Annotated in this window: 14 protein-coding genes; 6 read left to right on the top strand and 8 right to left on the bottom strand. The window is 72.4% G+C overall.

Features of this window, described 5'->3' with window-relative positions:
• The first annotated feature begins 12 nt into the window (after positions 1–12).
• Positions 13–1,971 (top strand): hypothetical protein, encoded by a 1,959-nt coding sequence (locus tag ACIQBL_RS20805; protein ID WP_401943858.1) that lies wholly within the window; start codon positions 13–15, stop codon positions 1,969–1,971.
• Between the two features lie 13 nt (positions 1,972–1,984).
• Here ACIQBL_RS20805 and ACIQBL_RS20800 read toward each other — a convergent pair whose 3' ends face one another.
• The gene (locus tag ACIQBL_RS20800; protein WP_401943856.1) at positions 1,985–3,964 is read right to left on the bottom strand and encodes a BTAD domain-containing putative transcriptional regulator; all 1,980 of its coding nucleotides are present in this window, start codon (positions 3,962–3,964) and stop codon (positions 1,985–1,987) included.
• 127 nt (positions 3,965–4,091) lie between these two features.
• Here ACIQBL_RS20800 and ACIQBL_RS20795 point away from each other — a divergent pair, with 127 nt between their 5' ends.
• The 3 genes from ACIQBL_RS20795 to ACIQBL_RS20785 all read left to right on the top strand — a co-directional run bounded on the left by ACIQBL_RS20795 (position 4,092) and on the right by ACIQBL_RS20785 (position 6,352).
• On the top strand, positions 4,092–4,973 hold the full coding sequence (locus tag ACIQBL_RS20795; RefSeq protein ID WP_401943854.1) for an alpha/beta fold hydrolase: 882 nt from the start codon (positions 4,092–4,094) through the stop codon (positions 4,971–4,973).
• A gap of 72 nt (positions 4,974–5,045) precedes the next feature.
• Entirely contained in the window at positions 5,046–5,810 is a 765-nt protein-coding gene (locus ACIQBL_RS20790; protein ID WP_401943852.1) for a hypothetical protein, read from the top strand.
• Positions 5,807–6,352: a SixA phosphatase family protein gene (locus ACIQBL_RS20785; RefSeq protein WP_401943851.1), complete on the top strand. Its 546-nt coding sequence runs from the start codon at positions 5,807–5,809 to the stop codon at positions 6,350–6,352. Before ACIQBL_RS20790 ends, ACIQBL_RS20785 begins: the two co-directional genes overlap by 4 nt.
• 8 nt (positions 6,353–6,360) lie before the next feature.
• On the opposite strand, the gene ACIQBL_RS20780 is transcribed toward ACIQBL_RS20785, so the two are convergent.
• Both ACIQBL_RS20780 and ACIQBL_RS20775 read right to left on the bottom strand, forming a co-directional pair.
• Positions 6,361–7,179, bottom strand: coding sequence for an SDR family oxidoreductase (locus tag ACIQBL_RS20780; RefSeq protein WP_401943849.1), 819 nt, complete (start codon positions 7,177–7,179; stop codon positions 6,361–6,363).
• A 5-nt stretch (positions 7,180–7,184) separates the two neighbouring features.
• The gene (locus ACIQBL_RS20775) at positions 7,185–9,155 is read right to left on the bottom strand and encodes an amino acid transporter (protein ID WP_401943848.1); all 1,971 of its coding nucleotides are present in this window, start codon (positions 9,153–9,155) and stop codon (positions 7,185–7,187) included.
• Positions 9,156–9,280: 125 nt separating this feature from the next.
• On the opposite strand from ACIQBL_RS20775, the gene ACIQBL_RS20770 reads away from it, so the two are divergent.
• Complete coding sequence (locus tag ACIQBL_RS20770; RefSeq protein WP_401943846.1) at positions 9,281–9,907, top strand: YigZ family protein; 627 nt, start codon at positions 9,281–9,283, stop codon at positions 9,905–9,907.
• Positions 9,908–9,931: 24 nt separating this feature from the next.
• Here ACIQBL_RS20770 and ACIQBL_RS20765 read toward each other — a convergent pair whose 3' ends face one another.
• Entirely contained in the window at positions 9,932–11,881 is a 1,950-nt protein-coding gene (locus ACIQBL_RS20765) for a protein kinase (protein WP_401943844.1), read from the bottom strand.
• Between the two features lie 227 nt (positions 11,882–12,108).
• Here ACIQBL_RS20765 and ACIQBL_RS20760 point away from each other — a divergent pair, with 227 nt between their 5' ends.
• A complete protein-coding gene (locus tag ACIQBL_RS20760; RefSeq protein WP_401943842.1) occupies positions 12,109–12,714 on the top strand; it encodes an NAD(P)-dependent oxidoreductase in 606 nt (201 codons plus the stop codon).
• Positions 12,715–12,846: 132 nt separating this feature from the next.
• On the opposite strand, the gene ACIQBL_RS20755 is transcribed toward ACIQBL_RS20760, so the two are convergent.
• The 4 genes from ACIQBL_RS20755 to ACIQBL_RS20740 all read right to left on the bottom strand — a co-directional run bounded on the left by ACIQBL_RS20755 (position 12,847) and on the right by ACIQBL_RS20740 (position 16,680).
• Positions 12,847–13,113, bottom strand: coding sequence for a metal-sensitive transcriptional regulator (locus tag ACIQBL_RS20755; protein WP_037741452.1), 267 nt, complete (start codon positions 13,111–13,113; stop codon positions 12,847–12,849).
• Between the two features lie 109 nt (positions 13,114–13,222).
• On the bottom strand, positions 13,223–15,400 hold the full coding sequence (locus ACIQBL_RS20750; RefSeq protein ID WP_401943840.1) for an MMPL family transporter: 2,178 nt from the start codon (positions 15,398–15,400) through the stop codon (positions 13,223–13,225).
• A gap of 120 nt (positions 15,401–15,520) precedes the next feature.
• Positions 15,521–15,880: a rhodanese-like domain-containing protein gene (locus tag ACIQBL_RS20745; RefSeq protein ID WP_401943838.1), complete on the bottom strand. Its 360-nt coding sequence runs from the start codon at positions 15,878–15,880 to the stop codon at positions 15,521–15,523.
• Positions 15,881–15,936: 56 nt separating this feature from the next.
• On the bottom strand, positions 15,937–16,680 hold the full coding sequence (locus ACIQBL_RS20740; protein WP_401943836.1) for a sulfite exporter TauE/SafE family protein: 744 nt from the start codon (positions 16,678–16,680) through the stop codon (positions 15,937–15,939).
• Positions 16,681–16,692: the final 12 nt, after the last annotated feature.

The following is a 16,692-nucleotide window of genomic DNA, read 5'->3' as shown; positions in this document are numbered from 1 at the left end:
CCGGGAGACCCGATGAAGCCCTCGCGGCTCATGCTGCTCACCGCTGTCGCCCTGCTCGTGCCGCTTGCTCCCGCGCTGTCGGCCAACGCCTCCGCCGCCCCGCGACCCCAACTCGCCCTCCCCGACCCGGGCTTCGAGAACGGCGGCACGGGCTGGACCTTCACCTCGGGCGCCGGTGTCGGCACCGGCAACAGACATGGCGGCGAGCGTTTCCTCTACCTCGACGCGGGAGCGGGCAAGAGCGCCGAAGCGACCATCACCGCGCCCCGCAACGGCAGTTACGACTTCTCCGCGTGGATCGGGAGCGCCGGTACCGGCGGCACGTACACGGTCCGGCGCAACGGCGAGACCGTCGAGACCATCACCCTGCCGCAACACCCCGGCTATGCCCGATACACCATCAGCGGCGTCCGGTTGAGGACCGGCGACCGGCTCCAGATCGCCTTCGGCTCGGGCAGTGCCTGGGTCAACGCCGACGACCTGATGATCTCGCCCGCCGCGCCCGCCCACCCCAAGGTCACCTCGTCCGACCCCGAGGTCGTCGAGATGTTCGCGTGGGCCCAGAAGAAGGCCAACAGCTGGGTCCAACTCCCCGGCACCGTAGGCCCGGTCAACGTCGACGAGCACCGTACCGGCGGCACCGGCACCGCGTCGTACGAGCCCACCTACTGGGCCGGATACGCCAACCGCAGCGCCTACTACTCCCGTGACGTGACCCACCAGCTCGCCGGCGCCCATCTCATCGGCCTCGACGCCGAGAACGCGACGATGCTCCGCTCGTACGCGGCCTCGGCCACCGCCGAGCACAAGTACTTCCCGGTGTGGTCCCTCAACTTCGACGCCAAGACCTACCTGAGCATCGACTACAAGAGCCCCGACAACTTCGTGCGCGAGGTGCCGGCCACCTTCGAACTCGTCGAGAAGGCGGCCCAGGCCTACCTGTGGACCGGCGACCGCGGATACGTCGACGACCCGGTGCTGTGGGACTTCTACCGGCACGCCACCGAGCAGTTCATCGACCTGCACAACTCCGCCAAGGACAACGGCAGGGTCAAGGTCGCCGAGGGCACGGGCCAGGGCATCTTCCAGGGCGCCGCCAGCTACAACGAACAGGACGGCGACGGCCTCGCCGAGGCAGGGGACGGCATCGCCGCCGAGTACCAGGCGTATCTCGCGATGGCGATCCTCGCGCGCGGCAAGGGCGACATCGCGCTCGCCGGGACGTACGACAAGCGTGCCGCCGATCTGAAGACGTACTTCAACGACACCTGGAGCGGCACCGGCAGCGGCGCCGACATGGTCCGCGCGTACACCCTGTCCGGCACCCCGGTCACCGGCTGGGGCAAGGAGAACAGCGTCTTCATGCCGATGAAGCAGATCATCGACCCCGGCCCGCGTGACGACGCCTACCTCGACTACATCCAGGCACAGGAGCTGGGGCCGGACGGATCACCCAACATCGAGTCCACGACCTACCTGCCCGACATGTCCTTCAAGAACGACCGCGCCGACACCGCCTGGCAGTGGATGCGGAAGATCTACGGCGAGCGCGAGACCCAGCACGTCAACTCCCGCCAGGGCCCCGACGGCGACTACCCGGAGGTGTCGTTCACCCTGGTGAGCCAGACCGTCCAGGGCCTGATGGGCATCACCCCGGACGCGCCCGACCACAAGGTGACCACCCAGTCACAGCTCCCGTCCGGCATGAAGTGGCTCCAGGCGGCCGACGTCCCCCTCGGCACGGGCACCGTCACCGTCCGCCACGACGGAGCGACCAGGACCACCCTGACGAACAACTCCCGCGAGGACGCCTACAGTTGGGAGGCTCGCTTCCCCGGTGTCCACAAGAAGATCGAGGTCGACGGCGTCCCGCAGCGCGTACGCACCAAGACCGTCAACGGCGTGACGTACACCTACGCGACGCCGACGGTACGGGCCGGGGCGACGGCCGTGGTGCGGGTGAGTGACTGACACGAACTCCGGCTCACCCACGGCCTCGTAGCGCGACGGCGAGTTCGTCGAGGTAGCGCGCGACCGGGCCCAGGGTGAGCAGGCCGCTGCCCGCCCCGGCCAACTCGGCTGCGGCGGGGGACAGTTCGGTGTGCGCCCGCTCCATCGTCTCCCGGTCGTCCACGGCGAGCGCGGCACGGGCGGCCAGGCACCACAGGGCCTCGAACAGCAGATCGCGCGGCGGCTCCGGAAGCGAACGCAGCGCGGCCCGTGCGTCGTCGGGGCGGTCGCGGGCCAGCAGCACCAGAGGCCGGGCCCACGGCTCGTACGGTCCCCAGTCGATGTCCTCGTCGGTCCGGGCGGGTTGCCCGTGCCGCAGGCGCAGGCACAGCAACGCCAGTGGCAGCAGCCCGCGTTCGAGGCCGGGCATGCCGGCTCCGTCCAGCCGTCGCGCCGCGTCCCGGTAGGCCGCCTCCGTCGCGGCCACCTGCGCACGACCGGTTTCGGAGAGCCGTAGCGCCCGGTACCACTGGGTGAACACGCCCACCAGCGGCAGTTCATGACGTTCCGCCAGGCGATCCGCCGCTGTCGCGTGCGTGTCCGCTCCGGTGAAGTCCGCGAGGGCGCTGCGGGACTGGAGCCGGACGAGATGACCGAGGACCTCGTGGGTGACCAGGCCGTGGCGGGCGGACAGGGCGATCAACTCGGCGCCGATCGCGTCCCGTTGGGGTGCCAGGCCCGCGCGGTGGAAGGTCTGCATGAACAGGCTGTTGAGGGCGAAGGCCAGGAGCGCGGGGTCGTTCAACCGGCGGGCGATGTCCTCGGCCTGGCGGGCGGCCCGGGGTCCGCGCGCCGAACGGGTGCCGCGTGACTCCAGGGCGATGGTGGCCAACAGGCGGGCCCGCGTGGCGAGATGGGCGTCCGGTGGCAGTGCGGCCAGGGTGTGTTCGGCGGCGGCCACCGTGTCCGCCGCCTGCCGCGGGTTGTCGACGCGGGTCCAGACCGCCGGCACGTCGTAGGCGCCGATCACGCGGGCGGTGAGTTCCGTGTCGCCCAGTTCCTCCGCCGCCGTGATGGCCGCGAGGCGATGCCGCCGGGCCGCCTCCAGGCCGCCCCCTCCGGTCACCGCGAGATCGCGCAGCAGACCCACCGTCGACTCCAGCCGCGCACGGGCACCGGACGCCACGGTCCGGTCGTAGGCGGCGGTCGCCTCCGCCCACACCCGCTCCGCCGGACCACCGGGACCGGGGTCCAGGTGCGGGGCGTGGTCCAGGATGTCCGCCTCCAGGCGGCGCAGGGCGGGTCCCGGATCCGCCCCCAGCTGCTCTACGAGGAGGCTGCGCGCCCGGCGCAGCACCGCGAGCGCGTCGCCCTGGCGGCCGGTGCGGTACAGGGCCAGCGCCAGCAGCCGCCAGGCGTCCTCGCGCCACGGGTGCTCGGTCACCTGCGCGTCCAGGTCGGGCACCGCCTCCGCGGCCCGCCCCAGGGCGAGTTGGGCCGCGGCCCGGCGCTCGACGGCGTGCAGCCGCAGCTCGCCGAGGCGGGAGCGTTCCGCGCGGGCCCAGATCTCCTCGCCGAAGTCGGCGTAGGCAGGACCCCGCCACCAGCCCAGCGCCTCCTCCAGCCGGGCGAGCGCGTGCGGGTCCGGCAGGGTCCCGGCGGCGGTCACCGCCCGCTCGAACCGCCACGCGTCCACCGCCTCCGGCTCTGCGCGCAACGCGTACCCCGGACCCTCGGTCACCAGCAGCCGGGCCGGAGTGCGCGGCGGGCGCTCCGGTTCCAGTGCCCGGCGCAGCGCGGCCACGAAGGTGCGCACCGCGCCCACCGCGTCGCCGGGCGGCTCGTCCCGGCCCGCCCACAGATCCTCGGCCAGCCGCCCGACCGGGACGACCCGACGCCGGGCGACGAGCAGCCGGGCCAGCACGGCCCGGTGCCGGGGCCCCTTCAGGGCGATCGCGTCCCCGGCACCGTCCCAGGCCGCCACCGGCCCCAGCACCCCGAACGCGACGTCCATCGCGGACCACCCTTTCCGGGGCATCGCCCCAGGTCACGGTAGCGCGCTCACCGGATGCTCATTGGCGCGCGGCAGGCTCGGTGGCATCCCTTACGACTGCCACAACCGTACGAAGGAAGAGCGCCCCATGCCCCCGACCATCCCCGGCTTCACCTACCACCGCGTCCCCGTCGCGGACGGCGTGTCCCTGAACGCCGCCGTGTCCGGCTCCGGCACCCCGATCGTGCTGCTGCACGGCTTCCCGCAGACCCACCTCATGTGGCGCCATGTCGCCGCCGACCTCGCGGCCGACCACACGGTGATCTGCCCCGACCTGCGCGGCTACGGCGCGAGCGACAAACCCGCCGAGACCGACGGCTCCGCCTACGCCAAGCGCACCATGGCCGCGGACGTCGTCGCCCTCGCCCACGCCCTGGGCCACGACCGCTTCGCCCTCGCCGGGCACGACCGGGGTGCCCTGGTCGCCTTCCGCGCCGGACTCGACCACCCCGGCACGATCACCCATCTCGCCTGCCTCGACGTACTCCCCACGCTGGACATGTGGGACGTGCTGCACGGCGTCACCGCCGCCGTCGGCTTCCACCTCTACCTGATGGCCCAACCCCCTGGCCTGCCCGAGCAGTTGATCGCCGCCGCCCCCGACACCTTCTTCGGCCACTTCCTCGACATCTGGACCAACGACCCGCAGGCGATCCCCGCCGGCCTCCGCACCGCCTACCTCGACGCCTGCCGCGCCGCGATCCCCTCGATCGTGGCCGACTACCGCGCCTCCGCCGGCCTCGACATCGTCCACGACCGGACGGACCGGGACGCGGACAACGTGCTGCGGATGCCGGTCGCCGTCCTCCAGCAGGACTGGGGCGCCGCCCTCGGCTTCGACGCGGCGGCCCGGTGGCGCGCCTGGGCACCGGACCTGCGCCACGACACCGTCACCTGCGGCCACTTCATGGCGGAGGAGGCACCGGCCGCCGTAGCGAAGACGCTGCGGGACCTGGTCGCCGCCCGGTGAACCGACAGGTCCGGGTCCAGGTACCGGACAGACCGGGGTGAATACCGCCACCCCGGCCGGAACAGAGCGAACATGCATGCGTACGGCCCGCCGCCCGCCTACGCTCGGGCCGTGCTGCGCATCATCGACTCCCGAACCGGCGAGCCCGTCGAAGCCGCCCCCGCCCGCCGTGGCCTGACCAGGGTCGAGGCGCACGCGTCCGGCCTCGACGCCACGGCACTACGCGTGCTCCTCGTCTCCGACCTCCTCGTGCGCGCCCTGGAACTCGGCGGCACCCCCGTCTGGGCACTGCTCACCGGCGACCTGGAACAGGCCGAACTCCGCGCCGCCGCCGGGGCGTTGGGCATCCGCCCCTTCGAGGACGGCGGTGACATCGGCTCCGGACTCGGCGAGGCACAGGTCCTCCACGTGGCCGCCGAGGGCGGTGCGAGAACCGGGGGAGTCCTGGTCGCCGTGGCGCCCGTCGGGTCGGCCACGACCGCTGCCCCGGACCTCTCCGACCCGGGGGCGCTCCGGCTCGCCCTGCTCTCGGCGCCCCGGAAGCTGCCGGTACGGCTCGACGAGGCCGGGCTTGAGGAGGCGCGGCGGACGCTGGCGCACTGGCGCGGGTCGGTCGCCGACTGGGCGCGGCGGCCCTCGCGGCCGGTGCCCGACGAGGTCCGGGTGCTGTTGCGGACCGCCTGGGAGGACGACCTGAACGTGCCCGAGGTGCTGGAGGTGCTGCGCCGGGTGGAGACCTGGCCCGACCTGCCGGACGGCGCCCGCTTCGAGACGTACGCCTACGCCGACCGGCTCCTCGGTCTCGAACTCACCCGTGACATCGGGTCGTTGGCATGAGCGCCGCCCGTGCCGGGGCCCGTCCGCTGCGCCGTCTGGTCGTGCTGCGGCACGCCAAGTCGGCCTGGCCGGAGGGCGTTCCCGACCACCGGCGCCCCCTCGCCCCGCGGGGCCGCCGGGACGCCCCGGCCGCCGGTGCCGCGCTCGTCGAGGCCGACTGCCTGCCCGACCTCGCCCTCTGCTCCACGGCCGAACGGGCCCGCCAGACCTGGGAGTTGGCCTCCGCCGAGTGGGGCACCCCACCGCCCGTACGGTACGAGCCGCGGCTGTACGCGGCCGACGTACCGGAACTCCTCGACGCCGTCCACCAAGTGCCGCCGGAGGTCGAGACGTTGCTCCTGATCGGGCACAACCCCGGCCTGGAGGACCTGGTCCTGGAACTCGCCGGTGACAGCCTCGACGACGCGCTGGACGAGGTCCGCGTGAAGTTCCCGACCTCGGCGATCGCGGTCCTGGCCTGGCACGGCAGCACCTGGCAGGACCTCGCCCCGGGCACGGCCCTGCTGACGGGCCTGACCGTGCCGAGGGGGAAGAAGAAGTAGCCCTGCGGTCAGGGGACTTGAAGGAACTCGCGGGCTCCGCGCAGCCGTGTGCGCAGGCCCGCCCGCGTCGCGCCGCTGTCGAGACGGACGTCGAGGGCGGTGGTGCCTTCGCCGCGTCCGGCGGGCAGGCGGGCCGCGTCGAGTCCGTCGCGCCGGGCGATGAGCACACCGAGTTCGTGACGGCTGAGGGCGTCGGGTCCGGCAATGTGGAACACGCCGGACCGGTCGGACAGGGCGAGTTCCAGCAGGGCGGCGGCCAGGTCCTCAACGTGTACCGGACACCGGACGACATCGGTGAACAGGACGCCGTCACGGGTCCCGGCGGCCAGCTCGTGGACCATGCGCTCGTGCGCCGAGCCGCCGTTGCCGATGATCAGCGAGGTGCGGGCTACGGCTGCGGACGGTGTCAGGAGCCGTACGGCGGTCTCGGCGGCGGCCTTCGCCGCGCCGTACGGGGTGACCGGGTCGGGCAGGCGGGACTCGTCGTAGTGGACGCGGGAACCGGAGAACACCGCGTCGCTGGAGACATGGACCAGGCGGCAGCCGTGGCGTGCCGCTGCCAGTGCCACGTGGAACGAGCCATCGGCGGTGACCGCCCAGTCGCCTGGTCCGCTGGTCGCGTTGATGATCGCGTCGGGGGTCAACTCGGTGAGCAGATCGTCCAGTTGGGAGGGGGTCCGGACGTCGAGCCGGTGCCATGGGACGCCGGGCGCGGTACCGGGGCGGGAGGAGCAGTACGTCGCCGCCGTGGCCCGGCCCGCCGCCGCAGCCCGGCGTACGAGTTCCGTGCCCAGGAAGCCGCTGCCGCCGACGATCAGAAGCTTCACGGCGGTCAGCCGACGTGGATGCGGGGCCGCCGGTGCCGGTCCGGTTCGGCGCGGCGCAGTACCTCGCGGGTGACGGGCGCGACCTCGCCGTCGCCGAAGACCAGGAAACGGATCAGGAGGCCGACCGGGTTGCCCTCGGTCCAGTCGAAATAGGCGTGCGGGACCTCGCCGGTGCGGTCCCGCAGGGCCAGCAGGACCGCGGCGATCGAGTTGGGCACCGTGGGGCCCTCGACCCTCAGCCTTCGTACCCCGTACTTCTTGTCACCGTGCACGGCGATGTCCGCCGTGAAGTCCGAGGAGTCACGGACGATCACCTCCAGGAAGAGCACCGCCCCACGGTCAGGGATGTGGGTGTGCTCGCGCTGGCTGTACTCCTTGGCGCGGTACTCCCGCCTGCTGTGTTCCTGCGGCTCGTTCGCGATCAGCAGCAGCGGGCCGCTGCGCGCCGCCTCGTCGACGAACCGGGCCGCCACGTCGTCGAACGTGACCTCGGCGGCGCGCAGTTCGAAGGCCCGGTGGACGCGCGAACCGAACGACGTCACCAGGATCAGCACGATGAAGATGCCCGCGATCTTGATGCCGTCGGGCCGTTCGACGACATTCGCGACCAGCGTGTACGCGAACACGGCGGTGATCACGCCGAATCCGACCGTGGCCTTCAGATGCCCCCGCTTGTGCACGGTGACCGTGGAGGCGAACGCGGCCGACAGCATCAGCACCAGCACACCGGTCGCGTACGCCCCGCTCTGCGCGTCGACGCTCGCGTGGAACCACAGGGTGATCAGCACGGCCGTCACCATGAACACCAGCACCAGCGGACGCACCGCTCGCGTCCACTCCGGGGCCATGCCGTAGCGCGGCAGATAGCGCGGTACGAGGTTCAGCAGTCCGGCGAGCGCGGACGCGCCCGCGAACCACAGGATCGCGATCGTCGAGACGTCGTAGAGCGTCCCGAAGGCCTGGCCCAGGTGCTCGTGCGCGAGATAGGCGAGCGCGCGGCCGTTCGCAGGACCGCCCGTTTTGAAGGCGCTCTGCGGGATGAGGATGGTCGTCGCCAGGCTGGACAGCAGCAGGAATCCGGACATGATCACGGCGGCCGTGGTGAGCAGCCTGCGGGTCTCGCGGATACGGCCCGCCGGCTTCGCCCAGGTGTCCGTCGCATCGCCCTTGACCTGCGGCATCACCGCCACGCCCGTCTCGAAGCCGGACATGCCGAGCGCGAGTTTCGGGAACACGAGCAGCGCGACGCCGACCATCGCGAGCGGCGAGGAGTGCGCGGCCGTCATCGCGTCCGTCCAGTCTCCGATCTTCACGGGATGGCTCAGCACCTCCCACGCGGACACCGCGAGCACCACCACATTGAGCGCGAGATACGCGCCCACCAGCACCACGGCGATCCCGATGGCCTCCCGGAACCCCTTGAGGAAGACCGCGCCCAGCGCCCCGACGAGCACCAGTGTGATCCAGGTGTTCCCGCCGTGCATCCAGCCCGGCGCGAACGGGTTCTCCACGACGTGCGCCGCCGCGTCCGCCGCCGACAGGGTGACCGTGATCATGAAGTCCGTCGCCGCGAAGCCCAGCAGCACCAGCACGAAGATCTTCCCCGACCACCACGGCAGCAGCCGCTCCAGCATGGCGATCGACCCCTCGCCGTGCGGAGACTCGTGCGCCACCCGCCGGTAGACCGGCAGCGCCCCGAGCAGCGTCAGCCCGATCAGCACGACCGTCGCCAGCGGGGAGAGCAGTCCGGCCGCGAGGGCGGCGATGCCCGGCTGGTAGCCCAGCGTGGAGAAGTAGTCGACGCCGGTCAGACACATGACCCGCCACCAGCGGTGGCCCTCGTGCTCCGGGTCCGGGGTGGCGTGCGGGCCCGGGTGGCGGGCGCTCTGCTCGCTCAGCCCGTCCAGGAGCCAGGCCCGGCAGCGGTCCGCGGCGGACCCCGTGGTCTCCGTACGGTCCACCTGTGTGCCGGTCATGGTGACAACCCCCTGCGATCGAACGGTCGTGCCCGGTGCCCGGACAACGACGAGCGAGTATCCACCACATCGTCACCCGCACCCGGACCGGGGGCGACCGTCGACACTGCGCATAGGCTGGCCGGATGCAGGACGAGTACCGCACAGTGGCCCGCCCGGGCGTGCACGAGACCGAGGTCAACCGCTCCCGCTTCCTGTGCGCCCTCGCCCCGGCGGCCACCGAACAGGAGGCCCAGGACTTCGTCGCCCGCGTTCGCAAGGATCACACCGACGCCACCCACAACTGCTTCGCCTACGTCATCGGCGCCGACGCCGCGATCCAGAAGGCGAGCGACGACGGCGAACCCGGCGGCACCGCGGGCGTCCCCATGCTCCAGATGCTGCTGCGCCGCGACATGCGGTACGTCGTCGCCGTCGTCACCCGCTACTACGGCGGCGTCAAGCTCGGCGCGGGCGGCCTCATCAGGGCGTACGGCGGCTCGGTCGGCGAAGCCCTCGACACCCTCGGCACACTCACCCGCCGCCGCTTCCGGCTGGCCACGGTCACCGTCGACCACCAGCGGGCCGGCAAGGTGCAGAACGACCTGCGCGCCACCGGCCGCGAGGTACGGGACGTCCGCTACGGCGAGGCGGTCACCATCGAGATCGGCCTGCCGGACGCCGAGGTGGACGCCTTCCGGAGCTGGCTCGCGGATGCCACGGCGGGGACGGCGGGGCTGGAACTGGGCGGCGAGGCGTACGGAGACGCCTGACCCGCCCTGCATCCTGACGTCCCGTCAGGAGCGCCAGGTCCAGGCCTGGTTGGAGTTGCCCGCACAGCCGAACCCCTGCACCGTCTGACCGTCCTGCCCGGAGCCGGAGGCCTCCGCGTCCAGACAGAGACCGTCCGGGACACTGACCAGGGTCCCGCCGCCGCCCAGCCGCCACTTCTGGGCGCTCAGCCCGTCGCAGCTCCTGGCCCGCACCTTCTGCCCGTTCCGGCCGACCGTGCCGGCGTCGGCGTCCAGGCAGGAGTGGGTGCCCTGATTGACCACCAGGTACTGGGAGTTGTCGCCGGGCACGTGATACAGCGCCCACTTCTGGGCGGCCGTGCCGTTGCACCCCCACACCTGGACGACTCCGGCGCGCGTGTCCAGGCATCGGGCGACATCGACGGTGTCGACGCTCTGGGTGACGGTCACCGAACCGGCCCGGACCGGCCCGCGCTCCGTGCCGTACAGCAGCTGCGCGGTCCGCGCGTCGACCGACCCGCTCGCGGGGGTCCCGGCCTCGGTCTGGAAGGCCTTCAGCGCGTCGGCCGTCGCCTCTCCGAAGTCGCCGTCGACCGTGACGTGCAACCCGTAGCCCGCGAGGAGGAGTTGGAGCGCCTTCACGCAGTCGCCGTGGGAGTGCGACGCGAGTTCGGCGACGCAGGAGGCGATCCGGATGTCGAGGGTCGCGGGATCGTTGGTGGCCGGCGCCTTCGTCGGACTCTGCGAGGCCGAGTTCCCCGTCCCCGGCAGGGTCGCGGCACCGCTCGGCGAATTGCCCGGTGCCGAGGGCGAGTTCTCCGGTACGACGCCCGCCGACGAGGACGACTCCGGCCCGCCGCCCGACGTCGCGGTGCCGCGGTGGAGCAGCAGCGTCGCGGTGACGGTGCCGGCGACCAGGACGGCCGCCGCGGCGATCGCACCCATGATCAGCTTCCGGCGATTCCCGGGCGCGCTGCCTTGCTCGCCGGGCGCGGTGGGCGGTTCCGGAGGTGCCGCGGCGGGACCGGGTGCGGGCCGCTCGACGCGGGAGGGTCTGCGCTCGGTGGTGACGCGGGTCGGACCGCCGACCGGCGTGGACAACTGGTGTCCGATCGCCGTCCTGAACACGGCTTCGGGCGACGGCCGCAGCTCGGGGTCCTTGTCCAGGCAGATCCGGATGAACGCGGCCAGTTCGGCGTCGACGCCCGCGACCTTGTCGAGGACCTCCTCCCGGGGCGGGTCGAACGCCACCCGGTGCAGCACGTCGACCCCCGTGCCCTCGCCGAACGGCGCCTCCCCGGCGACGGCGTAGGTGAGCGTGGAGGCCAGTGAGAACACGTCGGAGGCCGCGGTGACCTCGTGGCCGCGGACCTGCTCCGGGGACATGTAGGCGGGGGTGCCCACGTTCTGGCCCGTCGCGGTGATCGACGTCTCGTCGCCGGCCTGGACGACACCGAAGTCGATGACGCGGGCGCCGTCGGCACCCAGGATCACATTGGACGGCTTGAGGTCGCGGTGCACGATCCCCGCACGCCAGATCGCCTCGATCGCCCGTCCCACGTCGGCCAGCAACCGCCAGGCCGCCTCCGCGCCGACCGGCCCCCGCGCGTCGACCAGCTCGTCGAGCGTGGGCCCGGGTATGTACTCGGTGGCGACCCAGACCAGGTCCTCCTCGCAGCCGCTGCCCAACAGCCGTACGATGTGCGCCCCTTGGATCCGGTCCAGGGCGCCCACCTCGCGCTCGAAGCGCCTGCGGAACTGCGGGTCCTCCGCGTACTCGGGCCGGATCACCTTCACGGCGGCCGGGCCCGTGGCGCCGGTGGCGTCCCGGCCGAGATAGACCCGGCCCATCCCGCCACTGCCGAGCACCGACACCAACCGGTACGGGCCCGCCTCCCTGGGGTCGCTCTTCCGCAACGGGACGACCGGCGGCGGCTCCATCCCCGCCGCCGCATAGGCCATCGTTTCGGACCGACCGCGGTACTCGACTGGCATGGGAACCCTGTGTCTCTCGCGTGCTGCGTGTGACGCGAGGTTAGCGCAGCACGTGTGTGCGACAGGGGAGTTGAGGGTTTCCTGTCGCCGGGGACGGCCCGCGTGACATCACTGTCTCCCGGCACCCGGGGAGTACCGGCATGGGTCTCCTTCCTTCGGGGTCTTCTCGGACCCGCGTCCATTTACTTCGAATTCGAAGCATTTGGGGAAAGTGCTTCGACGGAACCATGAAGATCGTCGTGCTGGGTGCCACCGGCAACATCGGCTCACACGTCGCGAAGGAGGCGCTGTCCCAGGGGTACGAGGTCGTGGCCTACGTCCGCAACCCTGACGCGGTGCAGCCGCAGTCCGGGCTGACCGTCGTGCGGGGTTCCCTCGACGACCGGGCCGCGCTGGCGAAGGCCTTCGTCGGCAGCGATGCCGTGATCTCGGCCATCGGGGTCGCTCTTCGCGCGAAGAAGCCCGTCGATCTGATGCAGCGCACCCTGCCGGTCGTCACCGCCGCGGCGAAGGCGTCGTTCCTGGGGCGGCTGGTCTACAAGACGGTCGTCGCCGCGATCTTCAAGGACAAGGAACTCTCGGAGCGGAGCCTGTCCGCCAGTGGCCTGAACTGGACGATCGTCCACCCGGTCAACCTCAAGGAGGCCCCTGCCGCACCCGCCGCCACGGTCAGGCGCCTCGACCAGGTCGCCAAGGTCCCCGGCCTGCCGACCCTCCCGTTCGCGAACGTCGCGCGCGCCCTCGTCGAGATCGCGGGTGACCGTGGCCTCGCCGGGCAGCGGGTGCTGGTCACGACGGAGAAGGGGTGGAAGCCCGTGGGGCACGCGGCCTGAGAGGGGCGGTCCGACGATCCGCGGGGTGCCCCAGGTCCCGGCGTGGTGCGAGGCGTGCGGTACGCGGGTCGCGGTCCGCGCGGCAGAAGCTCGGGCGCCGGTGCAGGGCGGCCTCGGCTCGTCGGCGGAGTGTCAGGCGAGGGCGAGGAAGAGCTTCTCCAGCTCTGCTTCCGTCATGGGCGGTGTGTCCTCGTCGGCGGTCGCCATGCACTGGCGCATACCGCTGGCGACGATCTTGAAGCCGGCCCGGTCCAGGGCCCGCGAGACCGCGGCGAGTTGAGTGACGACGTCCTTGCAGTCGCGGCCGGCCTCGATCATGGCGATGACGCCGGCGAGCTGCCCCTGGGCGCGGCGCAGGCGGTTGAGGATCGCGGTGCTTGCTTCCTCGTCGACGGTCATGGCCATGGGCGGGTCCTCCTGGTGGATGCTCGGTCCATGGTACCCCGTGGGGTATCGGTGACCCCGGGCGTCCCGGAGGAGCGCGGGGCCACCGGGCGCGGGGCGCGGGTCAGTTGTGCGAGAACCTGATGTCGGGCAGCACCTTGCGCAGCCACCCGGGGCTCCACCAGGCAGCCCGCCCGGTCAGCCGGAGCAGTACGGGCAGCAGCACCAGCCGTACAAGGGCGGCGTCCAGGAGTACGGCCAGGCCGAGGATGACGCCCATCTCCTTCGGCGGCAGCGGTCCCGACAGGGCGAAGGTGAAGAAGACGGCGACCATGACGGCCGCCGCGGCGAAGACGACCCGCCCGGAGTGGGCCAGTGCGCCCACCATCGCCCGGCGCGGGTCGCCGGTCCTCTCGTACTGCTCCTTGGCGGAGGAGAGCAGGAAGACGGTGTAGTCCATGGCGATGGCGAAGATCATGGCGAAGAAGAACACCGGTCCCCAGCCGTCCATGAAGCCCTGCGGAGTGAAGCCGAGCAGGCTCGCGCCGTGCCCCTCCTGGAAGATCAGGCGGGCGGCACCGAAGGCGGCTCCCGTGGCGAGCAGGTTGGTGACCGTGCCGAGGAGCGCGACCAACGGCGCCTGGAGAGCGAGGAGCAGCAGCAGGAAGCCCAGGGCGAGGATCGTGCCGATGACGATCGGGGTGTTTTCGTCCAGAGCGCTCTGCAGATCGAGGTTCTCGACGGCGGCACCGCCGACCAGCGCCTTGTCCGGCAGGTCGTCGCGGAGTCGGTCGACGGTGGCGGACAGGGCGGCGTCCGAGGGGTCCACCGTGGGGACGGCCCGGATCAGGACGAGCTCCGAGCCGTCGGCGGCGCTCTGGGCGGGCAGCACGGCGGCGATCCCGGAGTCGCTCTTGAGCGCCGCGGTCGTGGCCCGCGCCTCCGAGGCGGGCGCGATGATCTGCAGGGTGCCCGGGGCGCCGTCGCCGAACGCCTTCTGTACGGCGGTGTAGCCGGTGTGCGAGGAGGAGTCGGCCGGTACGACGTCGATGGACGGCATGGCGACCTTCAGCCCGATGACGGGCACGGCCAGTGCCACCAGCACGACCAGGGCGGGAACGCCGTAGCGCAGGGGGTGGGCCCACAGCCGTTCGCCCCAGGAGCCGAAGCGCGGCGAGCCGCCGGTGGGTTCGGACTTCCCGCGCCGCCAGGGCAGGGCACCCGAGTTGACCCTCGTACCGAGTCTGCCGAGGACGGCCGGCAGCAGGGTGAGGGTGGCGGCGAGCACGAAGGCCACGGCGAGCATGATGCCCAGCGCCATGGTCCGGAACGCGGGCGAGGGCACGATGAGGACGACGCCGAGGCTGGCCACCACGGTGATTCCGGAGAGCAGGACGGCCTTGCCCGCGGTGTCCATCGTCTCGCCGACCGCGCGACGGGCGTCGCCGTGGCGGGCGAGGGCGGCCCGGAAACGGACGACCAGGAACAGGGCGTAGTCGATGCCCAGCGCGAGCGCGAACATCATCGCGAAGTTCATCGCCCAGATCGACACCGGTGTGAAGCGGTCGATCAGCACCAGGGTTCCTGCGGAGGCGGCGAGCCCCGCCACGGTGAGCAGAAGCGGCAGCCCGGCGGCGACCAGCGTGCCGAAGGCCAGCACGAGGATGCCGAGGGTGACCGGCCAGGACAGCAGCTCGGACTTGATCATCGCGTCGTGGCTGGCTGTGTTGAAGTCGCTCCACATCATGGAGGAACCGGTGGCGCTGACCTGGATCGTGGCGGTGGACAGGGCGGTCAGCGGGCCCTTCAGCCCCTCGGCGGCCTTGACCATCTCGTTGGTGTCGGCGCCCGAGCCGCCCAGGATGACCGCTGTCCTGCCGTCGCGGCTGATGGTGGACCCGGGCTGCGGGGCGACGACTTCGGAGATGTCGGGGTCGGCCTTGAGCAGGGCTGTCGCCCGGCCGATGACCTGCTGCACGGCGGGGTCGGTGACCGGCCGGTCGGCCTTGACGACGACCTGGAGGGCGGCGGAGGAGTCGCCGCCGAAGTGTTTCTGGGCGAGTTCGCGCACGGCGACGGAGTCGGAGCCGTCGGCCTGCCAGCCCGCCCCGGCGAGCGTGGAGGTCGCCGAGGGGGCGAGTGCGCCGAGCCCCGCGACCAGGACCAGCCAGATCACCGTGACCAGGCGCAGATGGGCGGCGGACCACAGGCCCAGACGGCCGAGAGGGCCGGGCGGGGAGCCGCCGGGTGCGGTGGGTTCGGTCGCCGCCGGTGATGCGGCGATGCTGTCGGTACTGGTCATGGAGACTCCCTTACTGATACCCCTGGGGGTATGTATCCGGCCAGGCGAGGTGATGCCCTGCGGCGATATCGCCACCGGTGTGTGCCGATTCAGGTGGGCGTGCGGATCGGGTGGGTGGATTCAGGCGACGGCGCCGGGCCTGCCGCGTCCGTCCACGACCGGCAGCCCGGCCTGCTGCCAGGCGTTCATTCCGCCGCTGACGTCGACGACGTCCACGCCGCGCGCGGCCAGGGACGTGGCGGCCTGGCGCGAACGGTGACCACCGCGGCAGATCGCCACGACCGGCCTGCCCTGCGCCGCCTTCGGCAGAGAGGCCCCGGCCAGCAGACTGCCCAACGGCAGATGAACGGCGCTCGGAGCGTGCCCGGCCTGCCACTCCGGCTTCTCCCGCACGTCGAGCAGGACGGCATCGCCCGTGCTCGTCCGCTCATGGGCCTGGGCGGGAGTCAGGCGGCCGGGGCCGCGCTTGAATCCGAACATCACGCATCACTCCGTTGCTGGGGTCGGGGAACAGGGGAACAGCGGGCAGGGCGAGTTCACAGGACGGCGTCCAGAAGCATCAGGGCGGCGACCGCGAGCAGTATCAGCGCGAAGGCGCGTTGCAGCGCGGCGCCGGAGAACCTCTCCGCGAGCCGTTTGCCGTCCCACGCGCCGAGGACGGCGGCACCGGTGAACGGACCGATCAGCGCCCAGTCCAGGCCGGCCAGGGACCCGGTACGGCCGAGCAGGGCCGCGAGTGTGTTGGTGATGATCACCAGCAGGCTGGTGCCGGCGGCCTCGGCCATGGGGAAGGCGAGCGCGGAGACCAGGGCGGGTACGGCCAGGAAACCGCCGCCCACGCCGAGCAGCCCGGTGAGCGTCCCCAGGCCGGCACCGGTGGCGGCGATGCGCCCGCGGCCGGCCCGGGCGGTGCGTACGGTTCCGTCGGTCCGGAGCATGCGCCAGGCGGCGAGCGCGGCCACGACGGCGAACCCCGCGGTCAGCAGAGCGCCGGGCAGCTGAGCGGAGAACAGACCCGGGGCGGCGGCGAACGGCAGTCCGGCGGCGGCGAACAGCGCCCCCGCCCGACAGCGACAGGTGCCGGTACGGAGATGGGCAAGCAGTCCACCGGCCGAGGTGAGGGCCACGATGACCAGCGCGGCACTGGCGGCCTGCCGTGGGCTGAACCCCAGCAGATAGACCAGCGCGGGCACTGCCAGCATGCTGCCCCCGCCGCCCAGTCCGCCCAACGCCAGCCCGACCAGCCCCCCGGCCACCAGTGCGAGCAGCGTGGCGGTCACGGGTACTCCGCA

The organism is Streptomyces sp. NPDC088350 (genome assembly GCF_044753545.1).
Taxonomy (GTDB): Bacteria; Actinomycetota; Actinomycetes; order Streptomycetales; family Streptomycetaceae; genus Streptomyces.
The sequence above is the reverse complement of the archived record's forward strand: the minus strand, read 5'-3'. Positions and strand labels throughout refer to the sequence as shown.